At 29.3% G+C, this 19,719-nt stretch carries 20 protein-coding genes; 4 read left to right on the forward strand and 16 right to left on the reverse strand.

From position 1 onward, the window contains the following. Positions 1–46 precede the first annotated feature (46 nt). Positions 47–640 (reverse strand): 30S ribosomal protein S4, encoded by a 594-nt coding sequence (gene rpsD / locus ABCM86_RS04730; RefSeq protein ID WP_195930178.1) that lies wholly within the window; start codon positions 638–640, stop codon positions 47–49. Between the two features lie 1,127 nt (positions 641–1,767). Here rpsD and ABCM86_RS04735 point away from each other — a divergent pair. Together ABCM86_RS04735 and ytvI are read left to right on the forward strand one after the other, a co-directional pair. Next, the gene (locus ABCM86_RS04735) at positions 1,768–3,198 is read left to right on the forward strand and encodes an alanine/glycine:cation symporter family protein (protein WP_343003594.1); all 1,431 of its coding nucleotides are present in this window, start codon (positions 1,768–1,770) and stop codon (positions 3,196–3,198) included. A 259-nt stretch (positions 3,199–3,457) separates the two neighbouring features. Next, on the forward strand, positions 3,458–4,549 hold the full coding sequence (ytvI, locus tag ABCM86_RS04740) for a sporulation integral membrane protein YtvI (RefSeq protein ID WP_295779032.1): 1,092 nt from the start codon (positions 3,458–3,460) through the stop codon (positions 4,547–4,549). Between the two features lie 192 nt (positions 4,550–4,741). On the opposite strand, the gene ABCM86_RS04745 is transcribed toward ytvI, so the two are convergent. The 5 genes from ABCM86_RS04745 to ABCM86_RS04765 form a co-directional block, all read right to left on the reverse strand. Continuing rightward, on the reverse strand, positions 4,742–5,938 hold the full coding sequence (locus ABCM86_RS04745; protein WP_343003595.1) for an FprA family A-type flavoprotein: 1,197 nt from the start codon (positions 5,936–5,938) through the stop codon (positions 4,742–4,744). A gap of 250 nt (positions 5,939–6,188) precedes the next feature. Further along, the gene (locus ABCM86_RS04750; protein ID WP_195928936.1) at positions 6,189–6,362 is read right to left on the reverse strand and encodes a (2Fe-2S)-binding protein; all 174 of its coding nucleotides are present in this window, start codon (positions 6,360–6,362) and stop codon (positions 6,189–6,191) included. A gap of 419 nt (positions 6,363–6,781) precedes the next feature. Further along, the gene (locus ABCM86_RS04755) at positions 6,782–6,955 is read right to left on the reverse strand and encodes a hypothetical protein (RefSeq protein ID WP_195928934.1); all 174 of its coding nucleotides are present in this window, start codon (positions 6,953–6,955) and stop codon (positions 6,782–6,784) included. 660 nt (positions 6,956–7,615) lie between these two features. Then, a complete protein-coding gene (locus ABCM86_RS04760; protein WP_195928931.1) occupies positions 7,616–8,215 on the reverse strand; it encodes a cytidylate kinase-like family protein in 600 nt (199 codons plus the stop codon). Between the two features lie 153 nt (positions 8,216–8,368). Beyond that, positions 8,369–8,908: a TerD family protein gene (locus tag ABCM86_RS04765; protein ID WP_007287469.1), complete on the reverse strand. Its 540-nt coding sequence runs from the start codon at positions 8,906–8,908 to the stop codon at positions 8,369–8,371. A gap of 246 nt (positions 8,909–9,154) precedes the next feature. Between ABCM86_RS04765 and ABCM86_RS04770 the strand changes: the two genes are divergently transcribed. Then, a complete protein-coding gene (locus tag ABCM86_RS04770) occupies positions 9,155–9,502 on the forward strand; it encodes a helix-turn-helix transcriptional regulator (RefSeq protein WP_007287468.1) in 348 nt (115 codons plus the stop codon). Positions 9,503–9,590: 88 nt separating this feature from the next. Here the strand turns inward: ABCM86_RS04770 and ABCM86_RS04775 are convergent, their stop codons facing one another. The 10 genes from ABCM86_RS04775 to ABCM86_RS04820 all read right to left on the reverse strand — a co-directional run bounded on the left by ABCM86_RS04775 (position 9,591) and on the right by ABCM86_RS04820 (position 18,622). Beyond that, positions 9,591–10,016 (reverse strand): N-acetyltransferase, encoded by a 426-nt coding sequence (locus ABCM86_RS04775; RefSeq protein WP_343003596.1) that lies wholly within the window; start codon positions 10,014–10,016, stop codon positions 9,591–9,593. A 52-nt stretch (positions 10,017–10,068) separates the two neighbouring features. Continuing rightward, on the reverse strand, positions 10,069–11,205 hold the full coding sequence (locus ABCM86_RS04780; protein ID WP_343003597.1) for a DUF4179 domain-containing protein: 1,137 nt from the start codon (positions 11,203–11,205) through the stop codon (positions 10,069–10,071). A gap of 11 nt (positions 11,206–11,216) precedes the next feature. Beyond that, complete coding sequence (locus ABCM86_RS04785; RefSeq protein ID WP_343003598.1) at positions 11,217–11,750, reverse strand: sigma-70 family RNA polymerase sigma factor; 534 nt, start codon at positions 11,748–11,750, stop codon at positions 11,217–11,219. 182 nt (positions 11,751–11,932) lie between these two features. Further along, entirely contained in the window at positions 11,933–12,916 is a 984-nt protein-coding gene (gene nrdF / locus ABCM86_RS04790; protein ID WP_343003600.1) for a class 1b ribonucleoside-diphosphate reductase subunit beta, read from the reverse strand. A gap of 81 nt (positions 12,917–12,997) precedes the next feature. Next, a complete protein-coding gene (gene nrdE / locus ABCM86_RS04795; protein WP_343003601.1) occupies positions 12,998–15,094 on the reverse strand; it encodes a class 1b ribonucleoside-diphosphate reductase subunit alpha in 2,097 nt (698 codons plus the stop codon). A gap of 364 nt (positions 15,095–15,458) precedes the next feature. Then, positions 15,459–15,830 carry a hypothetical protein gene (locus ABCM86_RS04800; protein ID WP_321037545.1) on the reverse strand — a complete coding sequence of 124 codons (372 nt, stop codon included), beginning with the start codon at positions 15,828–15,830 and terminating at the stop codon, positions 15,459–15,461. Positions 15,831–16,000: 170 nt separating this feature from the next. After that, positions 16,001–16,942 (reverse strand): MATE family efflux transporter, encoded by a 942-nt coding sequence (locus tag ABCM86_RS04805; RefSeq protein ID WP_343003630.1) that lies wholly within the window; start codon positions 16,940–16,942, stop codon positions 16,001–16,003. Further along, positions 16,915–17,277 carry a hypothetical protein gene (locus tag ABCM86_RS04810; protein ID WP_343003603.1) on the reverse strand — a complete coding sequence of 121 codons (363 nt, stop codon included), beginning with the start codon at positions 17,275–17,277 and terminating at the stop codon, positions 16,915–16,917. The genes ABCM86_RS04805 and ABCM86_RS04810 overlap by 28 nt, the downstream gene beginning before the upstream one ends. A gap of 187 nt (positions 17,278–17,464) precedes the next feature. Next, positions 17,465–18,103 (reverse strand): HAD-IA family hydrolase, encoded by a 639-nt coding sequence (locus ABCM86_RS04815; RefSeq protein ID WP_343003604.1) that lies wholly within the window; start codon positions 18,101–18,103, stop codon positions 17,465–17,467. A gap of 51 nt (positions 18,104–18,154) precedes the next feature. After that, positions 18,155–18,622: a DUF1648 domain-containing protein gene (locus tag ABCM86_RS04820; RefSeq protein ID WP_343003605.1), complete on the reverse strand. Its 468-nt coding sequence runs from the start codon at positions 18,620–18,622 to the stop codon at positions 18,155–18,157. Between the two features lie 202 nt (positions 18,623–18,824). Here ABCM86_RS04820 and ABCM86_RS04825 point away from each other — a divergent pair, with 202 nt between their 5' ends. Continuing rightward, on the forward strand, positions 18,825–19,628 hold the full coding sequence (locus tag ABCM86_RS04825) for a nitroreductase family protein (RefSeq protein WP_343003606.1): 804 nt from the start codon (positions 18,825–18,827) through the stop codon (positions 19,626–19,628). Positions 19,629–19,719 lie beyond the last annotated feature (91 nt).

Genomic DNA, 19,719 nt, shown 5'->3' on the forward strand with positions numbered 1-19,719 from the left:
ATTGGGACGAAATTGAACGTAGTTTGCCCAAATTATATCTTAGATATTATTTTGAGTAGAACTCAACGATTAGTATTTCGTCAATTTCGATTGGCACTTCTTGTCTCTCTGGTAACCTTGTTAATACACCTGAGAATTTGTCCATATCTTTAGCTAAGTAAGGATATTGATTTAAAGCACCATTTTCAAAGTTTTCTTTAAACATTACATTAGTTCTAGATTTTTCTCTTAAAGTAACTTCATCACCTACTTGTACTGCGAAAGAAGGTATATCTACTTTTTTACCGTTCACTAGTATATGTCCGTGAACTACCATTTGACGTGCTTGTCTTATAGAATTAGCAAATCCTAATCTATAAACTACGTTGTCTAATCTACATTCTAACATTTGTATTAAAGCTGTACCTGTTGATTCTTTAGACTTTTCAGCTTTTTTAACATAGTTTCTAAATTGTTTTTCTAATACTCCATAGTAAGCTCTCAATCTTTGTTTTTCTAATAATTGAAGTCCGTATGGTGAAAGTTTTTTGTCTGCTCTAGAAGTTCCTCTTCCAGCTCTATCCATTGCTTTTGGATGTCCGCATACATTTAATCCTAAACGTCTGCATTGTTTAAATCTTGGTCCCATCATTTTTGCCATTTTTGTTGTTCTCCTTAAAAATTATATTTTGCCGCGATAATTTTTAAAGCCAATATCATTATAGCACTTATTTTTATGGTTGTAAATGATTTTCATTATTAAACAATATGTATTTTTAATGTATTTTTGTTAGAGAAAGTTAAAATTCACTACGTTCATACGCCAACGACTTCGTCCGTTGCTTAAAATTTACTGCGTTCATACGCGGGCAACTTTGTCTTTTGCTTTAGTTTTACTAAAAACTAAAAAAGCTGATGCAAAATAAATTGCATCAGCTTTTTTGAAGAATCGTATAATCATTAGGCATACTGGTTATAACGCAAAGTAGATTTATATGTAACGCGCAAAATACATACTTAATCTAGAAATAGTATTATCTTTTATAAAGATTTATTATACTAATCAATAACTTTAAATATTAATAGATCTCGATAGCTACCACACTTAACTCGATTTCTCTATTTAAAAATATTTAAACTATCGTCATTTCCTTAGCCTGGTTTTATTATAACAGAGTTTTTTTGTTTTGTAAATGATATTAATTATCATTATCGAATTTTTTTTTTAATTTTTTAGTTTTTCTCCAAATTTATTCCATAAACTGTATTCTTTTTAAGTATATTAATTATTTACCTTTATTTTTTTAGTTAAAATTATTCTTTACTTTAAAATGTTTTTTTATTTTTATAATTATTTCAAATTTACAAGTTATATTTTATTTTTTGCATATATTAAATATTTTATATCCATTTTATTCCTTAAAATAATATAATTTCTATTACAAAAACAGGCACTTTTTATAATAAAAATTGTATTTTGTATACATACTCCAAGGTAATTTCTGTATTGTATCAGTTATTTTCTAGATAAATTTACTTATTATTTTAAACGCCCCATCTATTTTCAGAATTTACCCAATTTTCTTAATATAGAATTTTTCAATTTTCATCTTGCTTTTTCTCTTAATTACCATTATAATACTTTTTAATATCATTTTATAAATTCAAATTAATAAAAAAATACTACAATCAATTTATTTTTAATTTTCGAAATATAATGTATATATTTTATTATTTTGGGTAAATTACGAATTTATAATTACTATATTTTATTTTGAGGAGGAATTTATGGAGACTTTAAGTAATATCATAGATGTAACAAATACATTTTTATGGACTTATATTCTTGTAGCTGCTCTAATAGTTCTAGGAATATATTTCACTATAAGAACTAAATTTGTTCAATTCAGGTATTTTAAAGAAATGTTCAGACTTTTAGGTGATGGTATAGACAAAGATGCTAAAAAAGAAGGAAAAATTTCTTCATTCCAGGCATTTTGTATAAGTACTGCATCTAGAGTTGGTACTGGTAATATAGCAGGTATCTCAATCGCAATAGTAGGTGGAGGTCCTGGAGCAATATTTTGGATGTGGGTTGTTGCACTTATAGGTGCTGCATCAAGTTTTATAGAAAGTACTTTAGCTCAAATATATAAAGTTAAAGATGGAGATGCTTTTAGAGGTGGTCCAGCTTATTATATAGAACAAGGCTTAAAAAATAAAAAGATGGCAATACTATTCTCAATATTAATAACTATAGCTTTCGCATTTGTATTTAATGCTGTTCAATCAAATACAATGACAGTTGCATTTAACGCAGCTTTCAGAACAAATAAATTACTTATGGGAATAATATTATGTGCATTAACTACTGCTGTTATATTCGGTGGTGTTCAAAGAATAGCAAAAATAACTGAGGTTATAGTTCCAATATTCGCTGTTGCATATATATTAGTTGCATTATTTATAGTTTTCAAAAACATAAATTTAATGCCACAAATATTTGAAGCTATATTCTCAGAAGCACTTAATTTTAAAGATTTTACAGTTGGTACTTTTACAGGAACAATATTAGTTGGTATAAAAAGAGGTCTATTCTCTAATGAAGCTGGTATGGGTAGTGCACCTAATGCTGCTGCAACTGCTGATACTTCACACCCTGTAAAACAAGGTTTAATCCAAACACTTGGTGTATTCACAGATACAATAATAATCTGTACTTGTACTGCATTTATGGTGCTTCTATACACTCAATTTAACGTAACTAGTGGTGCAACTAGTATAGAACTTGCACAAGAAGCTTTAAGTTATCATATAGGATCTTTCGGATATACATTTATAGCTATATGCATATTCTTATTTGCTTTCAGTTCAATAGTTGGAAACTACTATTATGGAGAATCTAATATAGAGTTTATATTCGGAGAAAATAAACCATTAATGACTGGGTTTAGAGTAATTGTTATCGCTATGGTTTTATTCGGTTCTCTTACAAAAGTCCAAATCGTTTGGGACTTAGCTGATGTAATGATGGCACTTATGGCAATAGTAAACTTAGTCGCAATAACTCTTCTTGGTAAATTTGCTTTCAGAGCTTTAGATGATTATACTATGCAAAGAAAAGCTGGAATCAAAAATCCAACATTTAATCCTGCCAATATAAAAGGTCTTGGAAAAGTTGAATGTTGGGGAGATGACGACGAAGAAGCAGTTATATAATTTTAACCTAAGATTAATAAATTATTATACTAATTTTTTATATGAGATGGAGTAAAACTTTGTTTTGCTTCATCTTTTTTAATTATAAATAAATTTTATGTTAAAAATATTTAATCTAATCTAGTATTCAAATCATATATAATTAATAATAATTCATATTAAAATATCATAAGTATTTAGATAGTCTAAATTTTAAAATACAAATATAAAAATATCTATGTCTGGATGCTATCTTCATTTATAGATTGGGGGTTATAAGATGGAAAGTAAACCAGATTTGAAGCTACAAAAACAAAAAGAATTTCTTATAAAATTCTGTTACTTCGGCGTTATTATAGGCGGAATCATACTTATAATCAAGCTTTTAGGCCCTATACTTACGCCATTTTTAATTGCATTTATAATAGCTGCAATTTTAAATCCATTAATTAAATTCTGTTGCAAGACATTTCACCTTAATAGGGCACTTATATCTATATTATTTGTCCTTGCATTTTATGCAGTTGCATCTTTTATAATAATCTTAATAGGTACAAAAATTTTAATATTAATTCAAGGTCTATTTACAACAATGCCACAATTTTTCTCAACTTATTTTGAACCATATATAAAAGATACATTCCAACATTTCGAAAATTTGTTTCTTTCATTAGATCCAAATATAATTTCAGCATTAGAAGAAAGTTCTTCTAGTTTGATAAGTACTTTAGGTAATTTTGTAAGCAAGTTTTCTACTATGGTCGTAAGATATGTATCAGGATTTGCAACAGCTATACCTAGCATCTTCCTAAAAACTATAATCACAATAATAGTTACATTCTTTATAACTATCGATTTTGAAAAGATAATAAACTTCATAAAAAGACAAATACCTGAAAATGCGTCTGAATCTATAAAGGAAAGTAAAAAATATATCACTACTACCCTATTTAAATGTTTTTTATCTTATTTACTTATACTTACTATCACTTTTACAGAACTTGCAATTGGACTTACAATTTTAAGAATTCCAAACTCTATACTTATAGCACTTTGTATAGCTATATTTGATATTTTACCTGTATTGGGTACTGGTGGAATAATGATTCCCTGGGCGATAATTGCATTGCTATATGGAAATTTTACGGTAGGAATTGGTGTCGCTGTTATTTATATAATCGTGACAATAATAAGAAATATTATAGAGCCAAAGCTAGTAGGGCAACAAGTCGGACTACACCCAGTTGTCACACTTATAAGTATGTTTATTGGGCTTCATTTTCTAGGTTTTATAGGAATGTTGGGTCTTCCGATTACAATTTCACTTCTCAAATATCTAAATGATGAAGGTATAGTGAAAATTTTTAAATAATAAATTCACTACGTTCATATCGCCAACGAATCGTAGATTCCGTTGCTTTAATTAATAGGTTGGAAATTATACATTATCCACAAAACAAATAATATATAATTTCCTTAGAATTAAAAAAATAGCATGTATATATTACATGCTATTTTTTATATTGGTATTATTTATGTTAAATATTTTATTAATATTGGTGTCTTATTTTATTAATTTAGCATATTCTTTACCAGCTTCTACACAAGCTTCTAAAGTTGCTTCATCTGGGAAGAATTTTTTCTTAACTGTTTCAACTGGCATTTTGAAGTTCATTGATTTTAATGTATTTTCTGCCATTGTGATACCTTCACCACTCCATCCATAAGAACCAAATACACCTGCTAATGTTCCTCTGTTAGCCATTGGGTCTACATTAGAGAATAAGTCCCACATAGGTTTAACCATTGTTCTGTTTATTGTTGGTGAACCTAATACAACTACTTTTGATTCTAAGAATTTGTCGTGCATTTCTTCGTGAGTTAATTGTTCTAAATCGTAAAGACCTACTTCTACTCCTTCAGATTTAACACCTTCCGCAATTTTTTCCGCCATTTTTTTAGTATTTCCATAAGCTGATAAGTAGAATATACTAACTTTGTCTTTATTAGTAGCGTCTACAGCTTCTTGTGACCACTGTACATATCTTTTTACTTGTTCCATAGGTTCTTTTGATAATATTGGACCATGTGAAGTTAAGATAGTGTCAAAATCAATACCTAAGCCTACAACTTTGTCTACACCGTCTAATACGTATTGTGCAAATGGTTTAACTATACAGTCATAGTAAACTTTTGATGCTTTTATATAGTCTTCGTTATTTGCAACACATTCTGCATCAAAATCACCATAGTGACATCCAAAAGCATCACAAGTGAATAATACTTTGTCTTCTTCTACATAAGTGAACATAGTATCTGCCCAGTGAAGCATTGGCGCAGTTATAAATCTTAAGTTTCTTTTACCTATATTTAAAACTTCTCCATCTTTTATTGTTTTAAATTTAAAGTCTCTGTTTAATTGGCTAGTTAAGTAGTTTTTAGCTGCTGTAGTACAATAAACTACTGCATCTGGATTTCTGTCTAATATATATGATAAACTACTCGCATGGTCAGGCTCAGTATGGTGAACTACTATGTAGTCTATATCTTCGATTGGTGTTACTTGTTCTATTTTTTCAAAGAATAGATCTTTAAAAGTTGATTTTACAGTATCTATTAAAACTGTTTTTTCATCTTTTATAAGATATGAATTGTAAGTTGTTCCAAACTCAGTCTCCATTATTATATCGAATACCTCTAGTTCTTTATCCAAAACTCCTGTATAATAGATATCCTTTTTTACTTCAAATACATTGCTCATTAATTTACCTCCTAGTTTTTCAATAATTTATGTCAATATATCTTCATCGCCGCTCTTATTATATTATTTATCGTAATATTGTGTTTCTTATTTATATACCCAGTTATTGTGTAGATAAACATTTTTTTAACATATCTATATTTTATCCCATATATTGATTATTTGCAAAATGTCTTTAAAATATGAGATTAAAATCAAATAAAGACTATAGACGATGAATAACTCATCTCCATAGTCTTTTTATAAAAAATTATTTTACTAATTCATCTATTATTTCTTGTATTTCATCTTCACACATACCACATATAGTACCTGCTTCAGTTTCATCTTTTATATCGTCTAAAGTTTTAGCACCATTTTCTATTGCTTCTTTTATTGTGTTATAAGTAACATCTAAACATGAACATACTACTCTATCTTCCATTTTATTTCTCCTGTAAATCAATTTTTAGAAAGCTTTCTATATCTATTTGTCGACATTTGTTATATACCCTTTTTAAAATTGATAAAACAGGATTTTACATTTTGGATTTATTTACCTTTTTATTTAGTTTTCAATATTTATTTTTGTTATTTCAATATCTTTGTAAATACTTTCTGCATCTTCTTGTTTAAAACTTCCTGTTGAATTAGTTAGTGCATTAGCTGCTGATACTGATATTGCGTATTTTAATATATTCCTTCTTTCGATACTAATAATGCTCCATCGTCTCCAAGCGAAACAACAACAACTTCTATTCCACTTTGATGTAGTTTTAATGCACTTTTTATTATTTCATCTTTATTATTTATGCTTATTCCAAGCTATGACATTAACATTGTTTAGTGGTACTGTTGATATTATCAAGTCTGCATGACTTTCCAAAATATTTTTTCATCATGTGATGAGATTATATCAACTATTTGGAAGTTGTAATGAGATTTTAATTTTGCTAATAATAATTGAGATGTTCCTATCCCTCCACTACATACAACTACTACGTGGAATGCTATTTCTTGATTTTTCTTTCTTTCCATAGCTGCACATATATGAATTGTTATATATGTAATTTCAACATCAGTAATTTTTCTTTCAACATACTTTGTCTTTATTTAATCTAGTGAATAAATTAATATTATTTTTATCTTCTGTTATTATGTTTAATAAGAAAAATCTCTTATCACTTTCTAACCCTTCTAGCCTAAGCCCTTTGTTAGCATGTGATATAACAGTTAAATTTCCACTTTTTAAATATTCTTTTACTCCACCTAAATCATTTATTATTGTTGCTCTGCTGACAAATAATGTGTCAGCTATTTTTGAGAGCGTGATATATTCACAAGATTCTCTATTAATATTTCTCTTGTTCTCTTCTTCATCTTATCACCTCAACTTCTATGTTTAAATAATACCAAGTTTTTCATAAATAAAAAAGTCAAAAGTTTTTCCCTCTTTTTTGAAAAGAAATATAATGGTTTAGTTTTTTTCACTGTGTTTTGAAATTATATAGATTAATATATAAAAGTTGTCACAACTACTTCTTGTGTCGCTTAAAATAATATATTAGAAATTATAAATTATTCAAAAACTAAAATAACCACATTTTAGAATTCAGTATACCAAAATCTAAAATGTGGTTGTTTTTATGAAAAATATTATTCCTATAGTTTAATTATAAATTTCTATAAATATTATTCCTATTTATCATAATGTTTTTTAACTGTCGCCAAAATTATTTCAACAGCTTCATCAATATCTATCTTGCTGGTATTTATGCAAAGATCAAAGTCCCTAGCATCTCCCCACTTCATGCTTGTATAGAAATTATAAAAAGAAGTTCTCTCTTTATCTATCTTTTTGACTGTTTTTGCACTTTTCTTTTCTTCAATACCATGTTCTTCAATTGCTCTTTCTCTTCTTGTTTCAAAATCAGCATGTATAAAAACATCTATTGAGTCGAATTTATCTCTTAATGCATAGTTTGCTGCTCTACCTACAAATATGCAAGACTCTTTTTCAGCTAAATCTTGGATTATGTTAAATTGTTTTAAGAATAGTTGATGACCTATTGGTAATGATGACATTGTTTGGTCGTATGAAAAATAACTCAATGTTTTGATAGGTTTTTCATCGTATTTTTCAAAAAATTCTTGGCAATAACCACTTTCCTTCGCTGCTATTGTAAGTAATTCTTTATCATAGCAAGGTATTCCTAATGCTTTAGATAACCTTCTACCGATTTCTCCTCCGCCGCTACCATATTCTCTACTTATTGTGATAATTAAATTTTTTTTCATAGCTATTACCCCTTTCTATAACTATTTATACTTTCATTATAGCAGAATTTTATTTCCAAAATAATGCAGATTTAAAAATTATTTATGTATACATTATAAAGAGTAATTTATTCTAAAAAACTTTCAATATATAAAAATCATCATAACAATATTTTATAAATATTTCTTTCTCAATTTATCAACAGAACCATTGCATCCATTTCCAACTGCAACAAACTTCCACTCTGAGCCGTTTTTGACTAAATCGGCAAAATGGAAAGCATCACATCCAGCCCCATTTTCAGCAAGTACATATTTGCATATCTCTTTTCCTGTATCTCTGTTTACAACTCTTATGTATGCGTCTTTTACGTCTGAGAAAGTCTTTTTACCAAGTCCGAAGAATTTAAATATATTTGCATATAGAGCGATTTTTTGCACCCTTGAATCTAACTTGTCCAAATCTATGTATATAACCTCGTTGTCCCCTGCTCCACCACCGACTAAATCATCTCCACTTAGTCTAACTGATTTATTTTTGCTTTCTTTTATTCCAAAGTATACGGTTTCGATATGTTTGTCGTTTGAATCTAATAAATATGCAATTGTATCTAAATCCATTCTAGTTATCCATCCTAAACCTACATCTAGATGTTTTAGTCCAACTTCTTTTTTTGTTAAATCAATAGTTTGTCCCTTGCTCAAATTAATCATAATACCCCTCCTAGCTTTTACTTGTAAATTAAATTTTTTTTACTTTTAAACTACCTTTTTCATATTAATATTCTTTTAAATTACTTATTAATTATATTGTGTCATAGTTTTTTGTTTTATGAAACAAAAATTTCCTAAAATAGAGTATTTTACCCTAATGCAACTGATAGTTGCGCAGTAGTTGGTAGAAGTAACTAGATATTTTTGATATATTTATATTAGAAAAAGGAAAGGAGATATTTACAAATGGCATTAGGAGTACAATTTATAATTAGTGTAGTATTATACATTATTATTTTGGCAATTTTTTTAGGATTACTTATACTTATTGTTCGCTGTCTTTTAAAATACTTAAAATCAACAGATGTTAGACACGAAAAAGCGATAATCAGAAAATCTTTGGGTGAGGTATTAAAAGAAAATAGAATAAGATGTAAAATGACACAAGAATTCGTATCAGAATCAATCGGTGTAAGCAGACAAGCTGTTTCGAAATGGGAAAATGGTGCCTCTGACCCAAGTACTTCAAATTTATTGGCATTGGCAAAATTGTATGGAATTTCTGCTGAAGATTTACTTAAAGAAGTTGAATAAAATATCTTTATATTAAAACTGAATATATAGATTAAAAGAGTATATCCCTAGCAACTTTGGCTGGAGATATACTCTTTTTAAGATTTTGCTATTTATAAACCATAATATATTCTTCAAAACCTGAATCTTCGTTAATCTCTTCCGATAAAATTTCAAATCCCTTTTTAATATAAAAATCAACCGATTTTTGATTTTGTTTATATACAGCTAATTTTAAATTATTAAATTTAGCATTTGCATACTCTATTAATTTTGAGCCAATCCCCTTTCCTTGCTCATTTGGTGATACAAATAATGCTCCTATAAAGTCGTCATTTAATATACTTATAAAACCTTTTATTTCTTCTCCTTCTTCATAAACATAAGTTTTCGACTGTGGTATGTATATATCTTTTACTGCATTGAAATTGTCTTGCCAGTATTTTTTTGGAATAAAGTCGTGCGCTTTTATTGTGCTTTCAAGCCAGATTTTCATAACTTTATCTATATCTTTTTGTTTTAAATCTCTAATCATACTTGCTCCTTATATTTTACTTTTTATTAATTAATTTATATTTTATCATATTCTACTTTATATTAACTCTTACACTTGCCAATGCATTTTCCTTATTCCCATCAGTATCTTTATACACTGATATATCTACATATTTAGGTATTTCACCTACTTTTATAAGCTGGTGAATCTGTGTACTTTCTTCACCTTCTTCGCTTGTTTCCATTTCTAATTCTCGCCCTTTGTCGTCAGTAACTATTATAAAGTTGTTGTGTGGATTTCCCAAAGTTGATTTAGTTGGAAGTTTTGTTTTTACTTGTATATATGTATCTGTCACTGTTATACTTTCGAATTTGTACCCTCCATCTTCTTTATTTATAGATATAGTTTTTTCGTTATTGTCGATTGCATCTATTTTAAATTCAAATGAGTATTTTGCCTTTACTTCTTTAAATAATTGTGCCAAACAATATTCTCCTTTTATACTCATATCTAATTTAAAATCCGCCTTTTCTATATCATTCTTTATATCTAAATCAATTAAAAATTGTACTTTTGCCGTATTTTCATTTATCAATTGGATTCTGGCTTGTGAATATCCGTAATTTTCTTGCTTAACTTTATTTATATATATATCCAAAAGCTCTAAGTCTATATATTTTTCTCCATCATTATAAGGTGAATCTGTAATTGATGTCTTATAAGGAGTTTCTTTAAATGGCTTGTCACACTTTAACGTCATGTCTAGATAAAGATATTTTTTGTTGTACATTGCCTTATCTATTGTCATTTCCATTCCATCATCTTTTTGAAATACATCTACCTTTGTCGCAACTAATTGATATTTTTTTAATTCTTTTTTCTCATTTTCTAACTCTGTATATAATGCTGGATCATATTCTATCTCATTATCCCCTACCCCATATCTCAGTTTGTCCAACATATTTTCAAACTCAGGTAGCCTTTTCTTAAATCCATCTGCTACTGCTGGATTTTTTATTCCTATTCCGATTATAATAATTGCTAATGAGGCTGCACTTATTATAATTCCTTTTTTCATTTTATCTTTTCTCTTCTTTTCGAGACTTCGCTTTGAAAATTTCAATCTATCTTGCATTTGTTTTTTTAATTCATCATTATTATTATCTTCTATCTCTTCGTATTTATCTAAATCTATTTTTATTTTATTAAAAATATCAAATTTACTCATCTAGTGACCTCCTATTTTAAAATATGCTTTCTTATTTTCTTTCTGCCCCTCGACAATCTGCTATGCAAGTTTGTGACATTTGTTTTATTATCGAAAGCTATTTCTTCTAATTTATCTCCACTTAGGTAATATCTTTTAAACAACTCCCTGTCTTTGTCATTTAAAAATTGTAGTAATTCTTCAATCTCCTGCTCTATCTCTAACTTTTGTAGATTTTCGTCTATATATGAAGTCTCTGTGTCTAATTCTTCACTTAATTTAGATATATATTTTCTTTTATAATCAATCGCCTTGTACTTTGCAATTGCACAAATCCAGTTCTTAAAACTGCTCTCCTTACTTTTAAATCTCTCTATATTCTCCCAAATCAGAAATAAAACATCACTCAGACATTCTTCTTCATAATTTGAAACTGGACTTATGTGATTTCTAATTACTCCTTTTAAAATGGGGGTGTATTTATCAATGAGCATTTCCATTCCCCTTTGATCACACTTTTTTATGTATTTAATAATTTTTTTATCTTCAATCGATTTGTCTTTCAATTTTGTCTCCTCCCTGTAAAAGCTTTTACATTAGTTAATACGAAATTTATTATAAGAAACTGACATTGATTTTGAAAATATTAAATTTTATATTTATTTATTCATTATATATAAACATAGAAATAACCACATCTTAGAATTCAATGTATTGAAACTCTAAAATGTGGTTTTTTATTTTAAATTTATATCTCCCTGTCGAATACAAAGTCGCTGTCTTGTAGTGATTCGTATACTCCTTTTTGGTATCCATTCCCTTTTGTTGAGAAGAAGTCGTGTGTTTTTGTTTCTGTGCTAAGTCCGTTTAGCACGATTGGATTTACTGGCGAAACTTCGAGTCTGTTGTCGTATCCTAGGTTTTCCATAGCTCTATTTGCATTGTATTTTAGGAAGTTTATGACTTCATCAGCAAGACCAGTCCCTTCATATATTGTATTTGTGTAGTTTATTTCATTTTCCATAAGTCTGTCAAATACGTCCATGACTTTTGCTTTGTACTCTTCTTGTTCTTCTTTTGAAAAATCGTCGAATATTTCCTGTGCAAGAAGTCCGATATATTTTCCGTGAAGCGATTCATCTCTAAGTATTAGTGAAATTATCTCTCCACTTGCAATCATTTTGCCCTGTCCTGCCAAGAATAATGGGTAGAAAAATCCTGAGTAAAATAAAAAACTCTCTAAAAATACAGATGTAGCCATAGACATATAAAGCCCGTATTTGTCATCTGTATTTTCGTATTGTGCTAAAACTATATCGGCCTTTTTCTGTAAAGTCGGCTCACTTTCTATCCATTCAAATATCTCATCTATTTCCGGCACACTTAAAAGCGTTGTAAATATTGATGAATAGCTCTTCGCGTGAATTTCTTCCATAGTTCCCATAAATGAAAGTACGGCTTTTCGTTGAAGGTTATCTGTCAAACTCATCATCGATGGTATTCCGTTGTTAGCTTGTTTTGTATCTAAAAGTGTCAAACCACCTAGTATTTTTTTATAAAGATTTCTCTCTTCTGGCAAAAGTTCGCTCCACACTTTTACATCTTTTGAAATTGATATTTCTTCTGGTAACCAAAACTGTTTTACGTTTTGATCCCAAAATGCCTGAGTGAAGTCGTCGTCCTCGACATTCCAGTTGACTGCCTTGTGTATATTGTTTAATTTAAATGTCATTTTATCACCTCTTTATGTTGAACACGCAAGTTGTCCATTGTTTCTCGTTTTATACTGGCATATTGCCATCCATTCTCTATCTTAAACTGAACACACTAGGCATTCATTATTTCTTTCCATCTTCGTTCTTGTATAGTAAAGACTTTTTAGTCCTTTTTTATGTGCGTAAATGTAGTATCTTGCAATATCTCTTGTTGTTTTGTCGTCTGTTACAAATAATGTTGTAGAAATTCCTTGGTCGATATGTCCTTGAATTATCGCCACCATATCGATAAGGTCTAGCATATCTATTCTGTATGCTGATTGGTAGTAAAGCATATTTTCATTAGTTAAAAACGGCATTGGGTAAATTGTAGTCGAATCTCCATAAGTTCTAACTTCAATTTGCTCAGTTATCGGCATAACGCTCGAAGTTGAATTTTGAACGTAGCTTATGCTTTGAGTCGGTGCTATTGCACTTAAATACGCATTGTAAATTCCGTTTGTTTTAACTTGTTGTAATAATTCTGTCCAATCTTCTTTTGTCGGAATATTTATTCCTTCAAATAATTTGGATACTTTTTCGCTAGTTGGCAAGAAATCTTTTGTGCAGTATTTTTTAAACAACTCGCTTTCTGGCCCTTTTGCATATTCTGAATTCTCAAATCCGCTAAATGTTTCGCCCTTTTCAATCGCTATATTCATAGATGTTTTTATTGCGTAATATCTCATCATTGCAAAGAACACATCGGCAAATTCTCTCGCTTCTTTTGATGTGTAGATTATATCTTCTCTGACTAGATATCCGTGTAAATTCATCGCTCCTAGTCCGATTGAGTGTGATGAGTCGTTTCCTTTTTTTATAGTCGGCACTTCTTCTATGTTTGTATTGTCAGAAACATATGTCAAGGCTCTAATTGCTACATCTATTGTCTTTTCAATGTCTTTATTGTCCATAACGTTGGCTATATTTAAAGAACCAAGGTTACAACTTATATCTTGTCCCCAATCGCTCACTTGCCCATAACCTTTTATATCTGATGGTGTTTGGTATTGGAAAATCTCACAGCACAAGTTAGACATTTTTATCATTCCCACGTCCTTTAGCGTATGTTGTTGGTTTGCACTGTCGATAAATACAACGTATGGATATCCAGATTCTTGTTGAGTTTGTGCAATCCTAGTTAGAAGTTCTCTCGGATTGATTTCCTTTTTCTCAATTTCATCGTCATTAGCTAATTTATCATACCACTCATCCATTTTTATTTCGTCTAGATGAACTCCGTATTTTTGGTAAATTGAATGTGGATAAAATGCATAACATTTTTCATTTTTCTCTGCAAGCTCCATAAATTTATCTGGAATTATAGCTCCAATCGAAAGCGTAGTCAGCCTTATTTTTTCGTCGGCGTTGATTTTTTTACTGTCTAAAAGTGTTTCAAAATCAGGGTGAAGTACGTTTAAATAAACTGCCCCTGCACCTTGTCTCGCTCCCATTTGGTTAAAATAGCTGAACGATTGCTCTAGTAATTTTGAAACACCCATAACTCCGCCGGCTGCTCCCTTAATTCCTTTAATAGACTCGCCAGCTGCTCTAAGTCTAGTCAAATTAAGTGCGACCCCGCCGCCTATTTTTGACAAGTGGTTTGCAGACGAAACTGCATAAGATATACCTTCACAGCTATCCTCGATATTAACTAAAAAGCAAGATACCATCTTTCCAGCCCTTGCCCTTCCTGCATTTAAAAAAGTCGGTGTAGCTGGTTGAAACTCTTGATTTATAAGCTTCTCTGCAATATCTTTAGCAAGCTTAGGATCCCCATTTCCAAGCGTCAATGCAACGATTAACACCTTGTCCTCGTAATTTTCTAATATTTCCTCCCCATCATCACTCTTAAGTGCGTAATTTTGATAAAACTTGCTTGCACTCATATAAGACTGGAATTTAAAATTCTTAGATCTTATAAAATCATATATCACCTCAATCACATACTCATCATACATATTTAAAATATCTTTTGAGTAGTAATCATTTTTAACTAAATAATCTAATCTTTCCTTTAAACTACTAAATTTCTTCGTCTTTGGCTCTATGTAATCCTCTAAATATGATTTTAGAGCTTCTTTATCTTTCTCAAGTTGAAATTTCCCATTTTCGTCCCTGATTATAACTTGGTTATTTAACTCTATATAATTCATCGAATTTCTCCTTTGTCGCCTAGTTTATATTTATAATTTCGTTTTTATCTTGCCCACAATAATTATTTATAAGATTTTTATACATTTTAAGGTTTGAAATAATAAGTGTAGAAATTTGTCTTGGGCTTAAAGTCTATATCTATATAATGTCCATTTATGATTTATACCCACATAATTTCTTTTTTAATTTATTTTTTGTATTTTTTTAAAAATAAAACACCATATATAGTATTTATGCATTTTGCATCGCACTATATATGGTGTTCATTTTGTCATATCAATTTTTATCTATGCCCCTTTTAAGAGCCCCTTTTTCATCTACATATAAGTTATTTATCACTTCATCTAAAACAGTATGTATTTTCTACATTGCGTATAAAAAATACTTTTTAGCATAATTTAAATAATTATAAATATATTTAAGTGTGTTATCATCCTTGAATTTCTCATATTTTTTAATTAATTCATCAATTCCATCTTCAAAATAAAATTCATACTCTTGTTTGTTGTCTTTCATTCTTTTTATTTCAAGTAAAAATTCATTAATTTTGCTGTAATTTGTAGATAATAATTCTACATCAATCTCTTTATTCAGCTCTGGATTTAGTAAGTATTCTTCTATTTTAAAAGCTGTTAAAGTAAACTGATCCATACTGTATAGCAAAGCATATTCCTCAGCATCTTTGTAAGACATATTTTTATAATCACTATTATTTCTTATATATGATAAAATCATTTTTCCCCCCTAATTTCCCTTTAATAATTGTAGTTATAATTAAATTAATTGTACCATATAAAGAAATCTTTATTCTAAAAATCTTTCAAAAAGGTAGATTTCTTTGAAACTTATTAGCGGAAATTATATTTTTCCACATCTTTAAAAAATTATACATTATATTAGTGATTTTATACTAATTCTTTTACTTTATCCTTATTGATTTTTCTCATCATAAATACGGCGACTATTAGTGCGATTCCTTCTGCTATTGGGAATGCCCACCAAATCATATTTTCTGCATTTGACATTTTTGTAAATACCCATGCAAGTGGCAATGCAACTATTATTAATCTAAGTAGTGAGATTATTAGTGAATGGACACCACAGCCTAGTGCTTGGAATATCCCTTGGTACGCAATATTTGCGCCTGCGAATAGATAGCCTATTGTTATTATTCTGATTGACATTATGCATAATTTTTGTGTTTGTGCTGATAATGCAAATATACCTGCAACTTGGTTTGCAAAAATTTGTAAAACTACCAAGCCAATTCCCATTATTATTAGTGTGTACATCATGCCGTAACGTATTGCTTGATTCACTCTTTGTTTATTTTTCATTCCATAGTTAAATGAGACTATCGGTATGATTGCGTTGTTTAAACCGAATGCTGCGAAAAATACAAATTGTTGTATTTTATAATAAACACCGTATGCTGTTACTGCTGCTGTTGAAACTGAGATAAATATTATATTTACACCATAAGTCATAAATGACATAAGTGCCTGCATTAGTATTGCTGGAATTCCAACTATATATATGTCTTTGATTATTCTTTTTTTAGGTTTGATATAGCGAAGTTGTCTATCTACATCGTTGTTAAATCCATAGTGGAATATCATATCTAAAATTAATGATACAAATTGCCCAATTACTGTTGCATATGCTGCCCCTGCAACACCCATTTGTGGCATTCCAAGATATCCAAATATTAAGATTGGATCTAGAACTATATTAGTCAGTGCGCCTGCAAGTTGACCGATTGTACATAGTACTGTTTTTCCTGTTGATTGTAATAGTTTTTCATAAATTGTAAATAGTATTACACCAAATGATAATATACAGCATATTCCCCAACACCGACAATTTTATCTGTATCTGGCATTGCACTTACAAAATAACTATCTACTATATTGTAAAATGCTTGAACTACCATTGATAAAATCATAGGTAAGCCCATAGTTATCATCAATTTTGATATTTTCTCTGTACCCATTTTATTTATTTCTTCTTCATCTTGTTGTGCTTTGTCTTTATAAGACATGTTTTGTTCTTTTGTTAAAATTGATGAGCCTATATGAACATCCACAGCTAACTCTCCTCGACTACTTCCCGTTTTACGTTTATCCTTTGGAACTACTTTTTCGTTTGAATTATGTTTCGTCTTATCTACTTTAGTATCCATTTATTTAACCCCCTCATTTTTCTTGGAGACTTTTGAGGAAAGCTACCATAACCTAAAAAAAATGCGCAAACCCATGATCTGGATTTACGCATTTTGCTACTCGATTCACTTTTAATTTTAGTTCAAATTTTACGAAAAAGTCAAGGAATTTTTTTCCTTAAACATAGATGTAAATCTATTAATTACACTATATCTCTAAAAGCTCCTCTAAATTATCTAATATTGCCACATGTGGGTATGATTCTAAATTCTTCCTTGATGTTGTGCCAGTTGTCACGCCGACAAAATCTATATTGGCGTTTTGTGCCGCTTTTGCATCTATATAACTGTCTCCGATATAAATTGGAGATTCGCATTTCATCATTTCTATCATTTTAAATAATCCCTCTGGATTTGGTTTATAATTTTCAACATGTTCTGTTCCTATTATAAAGTCAATTAATCCTCTACATCCTAGATTTTCAAATACGTCGTTTATTCTCTGTCCCCAACGAGATGAAACTATTCCAACTTTTTTGCCCCTATTTTTAAGTGTTTCTAAAACGTTTCTTGCTCCACCTATAAAAACTGTATTTGGAACTGTTATTTCATCTGATTTTTCTTTTTGATATTTTTTAAATAAATTTATACCCTCTTCTGAGTCATCACCTGTCAAAATTGTATATGACTCCCCTATTGGTATTCCTATTGTATTTATTATATCTTGGCGAGTTGCCTTTTTTAAATTCATTTTTTCAAGTGCATATGTGAAACTGTCCACTACTGGGTCTGTTGCATCTGCTAATGTATAATCAAAATCAAATATATAAGCATCGTAATTTTTCATATTCTTCTCCTTATTGTCTTATCTCCTATTCAATTAAAAACTTCTTATTTATTATTTAACTAGAAATAATTTAAAGGTATAGTAAAAAGTCACCCCCAAAACTCCTACAAGCATAACTGGCGTAAACCACCACCCCATTTTAGTTGCTGAAATTGAGCAATATGTTATATAAGAAAAGCTCATAACTAAGATAAGTTTATCTAATAAAACCATATTCATAGTATAATTAAACACTATACCTTTGTTTTTATCTGTAATTTTGACCGGCACATTCCACAATCTTGGAAAGAACATTGTAACAGTCAGGAGTATATATAATGCTACATTAACTATAACAAGTATTATTATCGATTCTTTTCCTGACCAGCCATCTATTTGTCCTTCTAAGTTAAAATGTGATGGTATTTTGCTCGGCAACTGCGGATATAAAACAGCAGTATATACAATTTGTGCTAACAGCAAAATAAAAGTTACTATTTCTAGTGTTTTTTGAAATTTATTGTACGGTAGGTTAAACATTTCGCTCCCCCCTTATTTATTACATTATAGCACTATCTAATATATTTTATGTTATATTGAAGTGATTAATTTAGATAACTACATTTTCTTCAAGAATTGGGTTTTCATGTTATAATTTAAGTATAAGAAAATTTATATTTTAAAATACCTTAAAGTCTTATTTTCTTATATCATATTTGTGTAAATTAAGGAGGTTCATCCTATGAAACAATCTATTCTTGAAGTTATAAAAAGTAGACATTCTGTCAGGACTTATAGCAATAATCCGATAGATGAAAGTATTATAGAAAAAATTCAAACTTATATCGATAGTGTTACAAATCCATTCAACAAGAAAATTCAAATTAAACTTTTAAAACCAGACGGATATCACAACGAAAAGCTGGGTACATATGGCGTTATCAAAAATCCAAGTTATTTCTTGGCTGCTTATTGTGAGGATAAACCCCTTACACTCGAAGCACTTGGTTATACTTTTGAAAAAGTTATCTTATATTGTACTTCACTTGGACTTGGTACAGTTTGGCTTGGTGGAACTTTTAATAAAGGGAAATTTGCAAAAGCTGTTGAACTTAAAGATGGATATGTTCTACCGGTTGTATCACCTGTTGGGTATGAAGGTGGCAGAAGAAGTCCAATAGGATTTTTAATTGGAAATAACCACAACAAAAGAGATTCATTTAGTTCATTATTTCACAAAGACGATTTTTATACCCCTCTTACAAAAAAAGATGCGGGAATTTATTCAGATGCATTAGAGGCAGTTCGTCTTGCTCCATCTTCACTAAATTGTCAGCCATGGAGAGTTGTACTAAATGATGATGGACTTCATTTTTACAGCACTAAAACTAAAGATATAAATAAAATAGATATGGGAATCGCTCTTTGCCATTTAGATAGTGTATTTGAGGAACAAATGGTAAAAGGAAGATTTAAAATATTGAATCCAAATATAAAAACAGATTATGAATACGTGATTTCATGGATTCCAGACATGTATTTTTAAAAAATAAGTATAATTTTATATTAAAAAAGAGGTTATCTGGATATTGATAACCTCTTTTGATAATTTAATTGTAAATATATTAAATTTTTTA

It is taken from the genome of Clostridium sp. 2218st1_F5_2218SCRN_220325 (genome assembly GCF_039062665.1).
Taxonomy (GTDB): domain Bacteria; phylum Bacillota; class Clostridia; order Peptostreptococcales; family Peptostreptococcaceae; genus Intestinibacter.

Coding starts and splice junctions, on each gene's coding strand:
- rpsD (WP_195930178.1), bottom strand. CDS start 640: ATGGCAAAAATGATGGGACCAAGATTTAAACAATGCAGACGTTTAGGA.
- ABCM86_RS04735 (WP_343003594.1), top strand. CDS start 1,768: ATGGAGACTTTAAGTAATATCATAGATGTAACAAATACATTTTTATGG.
- ytvI (WP_295779032.1), top strand. CDS start 3,458: ATGGAAAGTAAACCAGATTTGAAGCTACAAAAACAAAAAGAATTTCTT.
- ABCM86_RS04745 (WP_343003595.1), bottom strand. CDS start 5,938: ATGAGCAATGTATTTGAAGTAAAAAAGGATATCTATTATACAGGAGTT.
- ABCM86_RS04750 (WP_195928936.1), bottom strand. CDS start 6,362: ATGGAAGATAGAGTAGTATGTTCATGTTTAGATGTTACTTATAACACA.
- ABCM86_RS04755 (WP_195928934.1), bottom strand. CDS start 6,955: ATGGAAAGAAAGAAAAATCAAGAAATAGCATTCCACGTAGTAGTTGTA.
- ABCM86_RS04760 (WP_195928931.1), bottom strand. CDS start 8,215: ATGAAAAAAAATTTAATTATCACAATAAGTAGAGAATATGGTAGCGGC.
- ABCM86_RS04765 (WP_007287469.1), bottom strand. CDS start 8,908: ATGATTAATTTGAGCAAGGGACAAACTATTGATTTAACAAAAAAAGAA.
- ABCM86_RS04770 (WP_007287468.1), top strand. CDS start 9,155: ATGGCATTAGGAGTACAATTTATAATTAGTGTAGTATTATACATTATT.
- ABCM86_RS04775 (WP_343003596.1), bottom strand. CDS start 10,016: ATGATTAGAGATTTAAAACAAAAAGATATAGATAAAGTTATGAAAATC.
- ABCM86_RS04780 (WP_343003597.1), bottom strand. CDS start 11,205: ATGAGTAAATTTGATATTTTTAATAAAATAAAAATAGATTTAGATAAA.
- nrdF (WP_343003600.1), bottom strand. CDS start 12,916: ATGACATTTAAATTAAACAATATACACAAGGCAGTCAACTGGAATGTC.
- nrdE (WP_343003601.1), bottom strand. CDS start 15,094: ATGAATTATATAGAGTTAAATAACCAAGTTATAATCAGGGACGAAAAT.
- ABCM86_RS04800 (WP_321037545.1), bottom strand. CDS start 15,830: ATGATTTTATCATATATAAGAAATAATAGTGATTATAAAAATATGTCT.
- ABCM86_RS04810 (WP_343003603.1), bottom strand. CDS start 17,277: ATGGATACTAAAGTAGATAAGACGAAACATAATTCAAACGAAAAAGTA.
- ABCM86_RS04815 (WP_343003604.1), bottom strand. CDS start 18,103: ATGAAAAATTACGATGCTTATATATTTGATTTTGATTATACATTAGCA.
- ABCM86_RS04820 (WP_343003605.1), bottom strand. CDS start 18,622: ATGTTTAACCTACCGTACAATAAATTTCAAAAAACACTAGAAATAGTA.
- ABCM86_RS04825 (WP_343003606.1), top strand. CDS start 18,825: ATGAAACAATCTATTCTTGAAGTTATAAAAAGTAGACATTCTGTCAGG.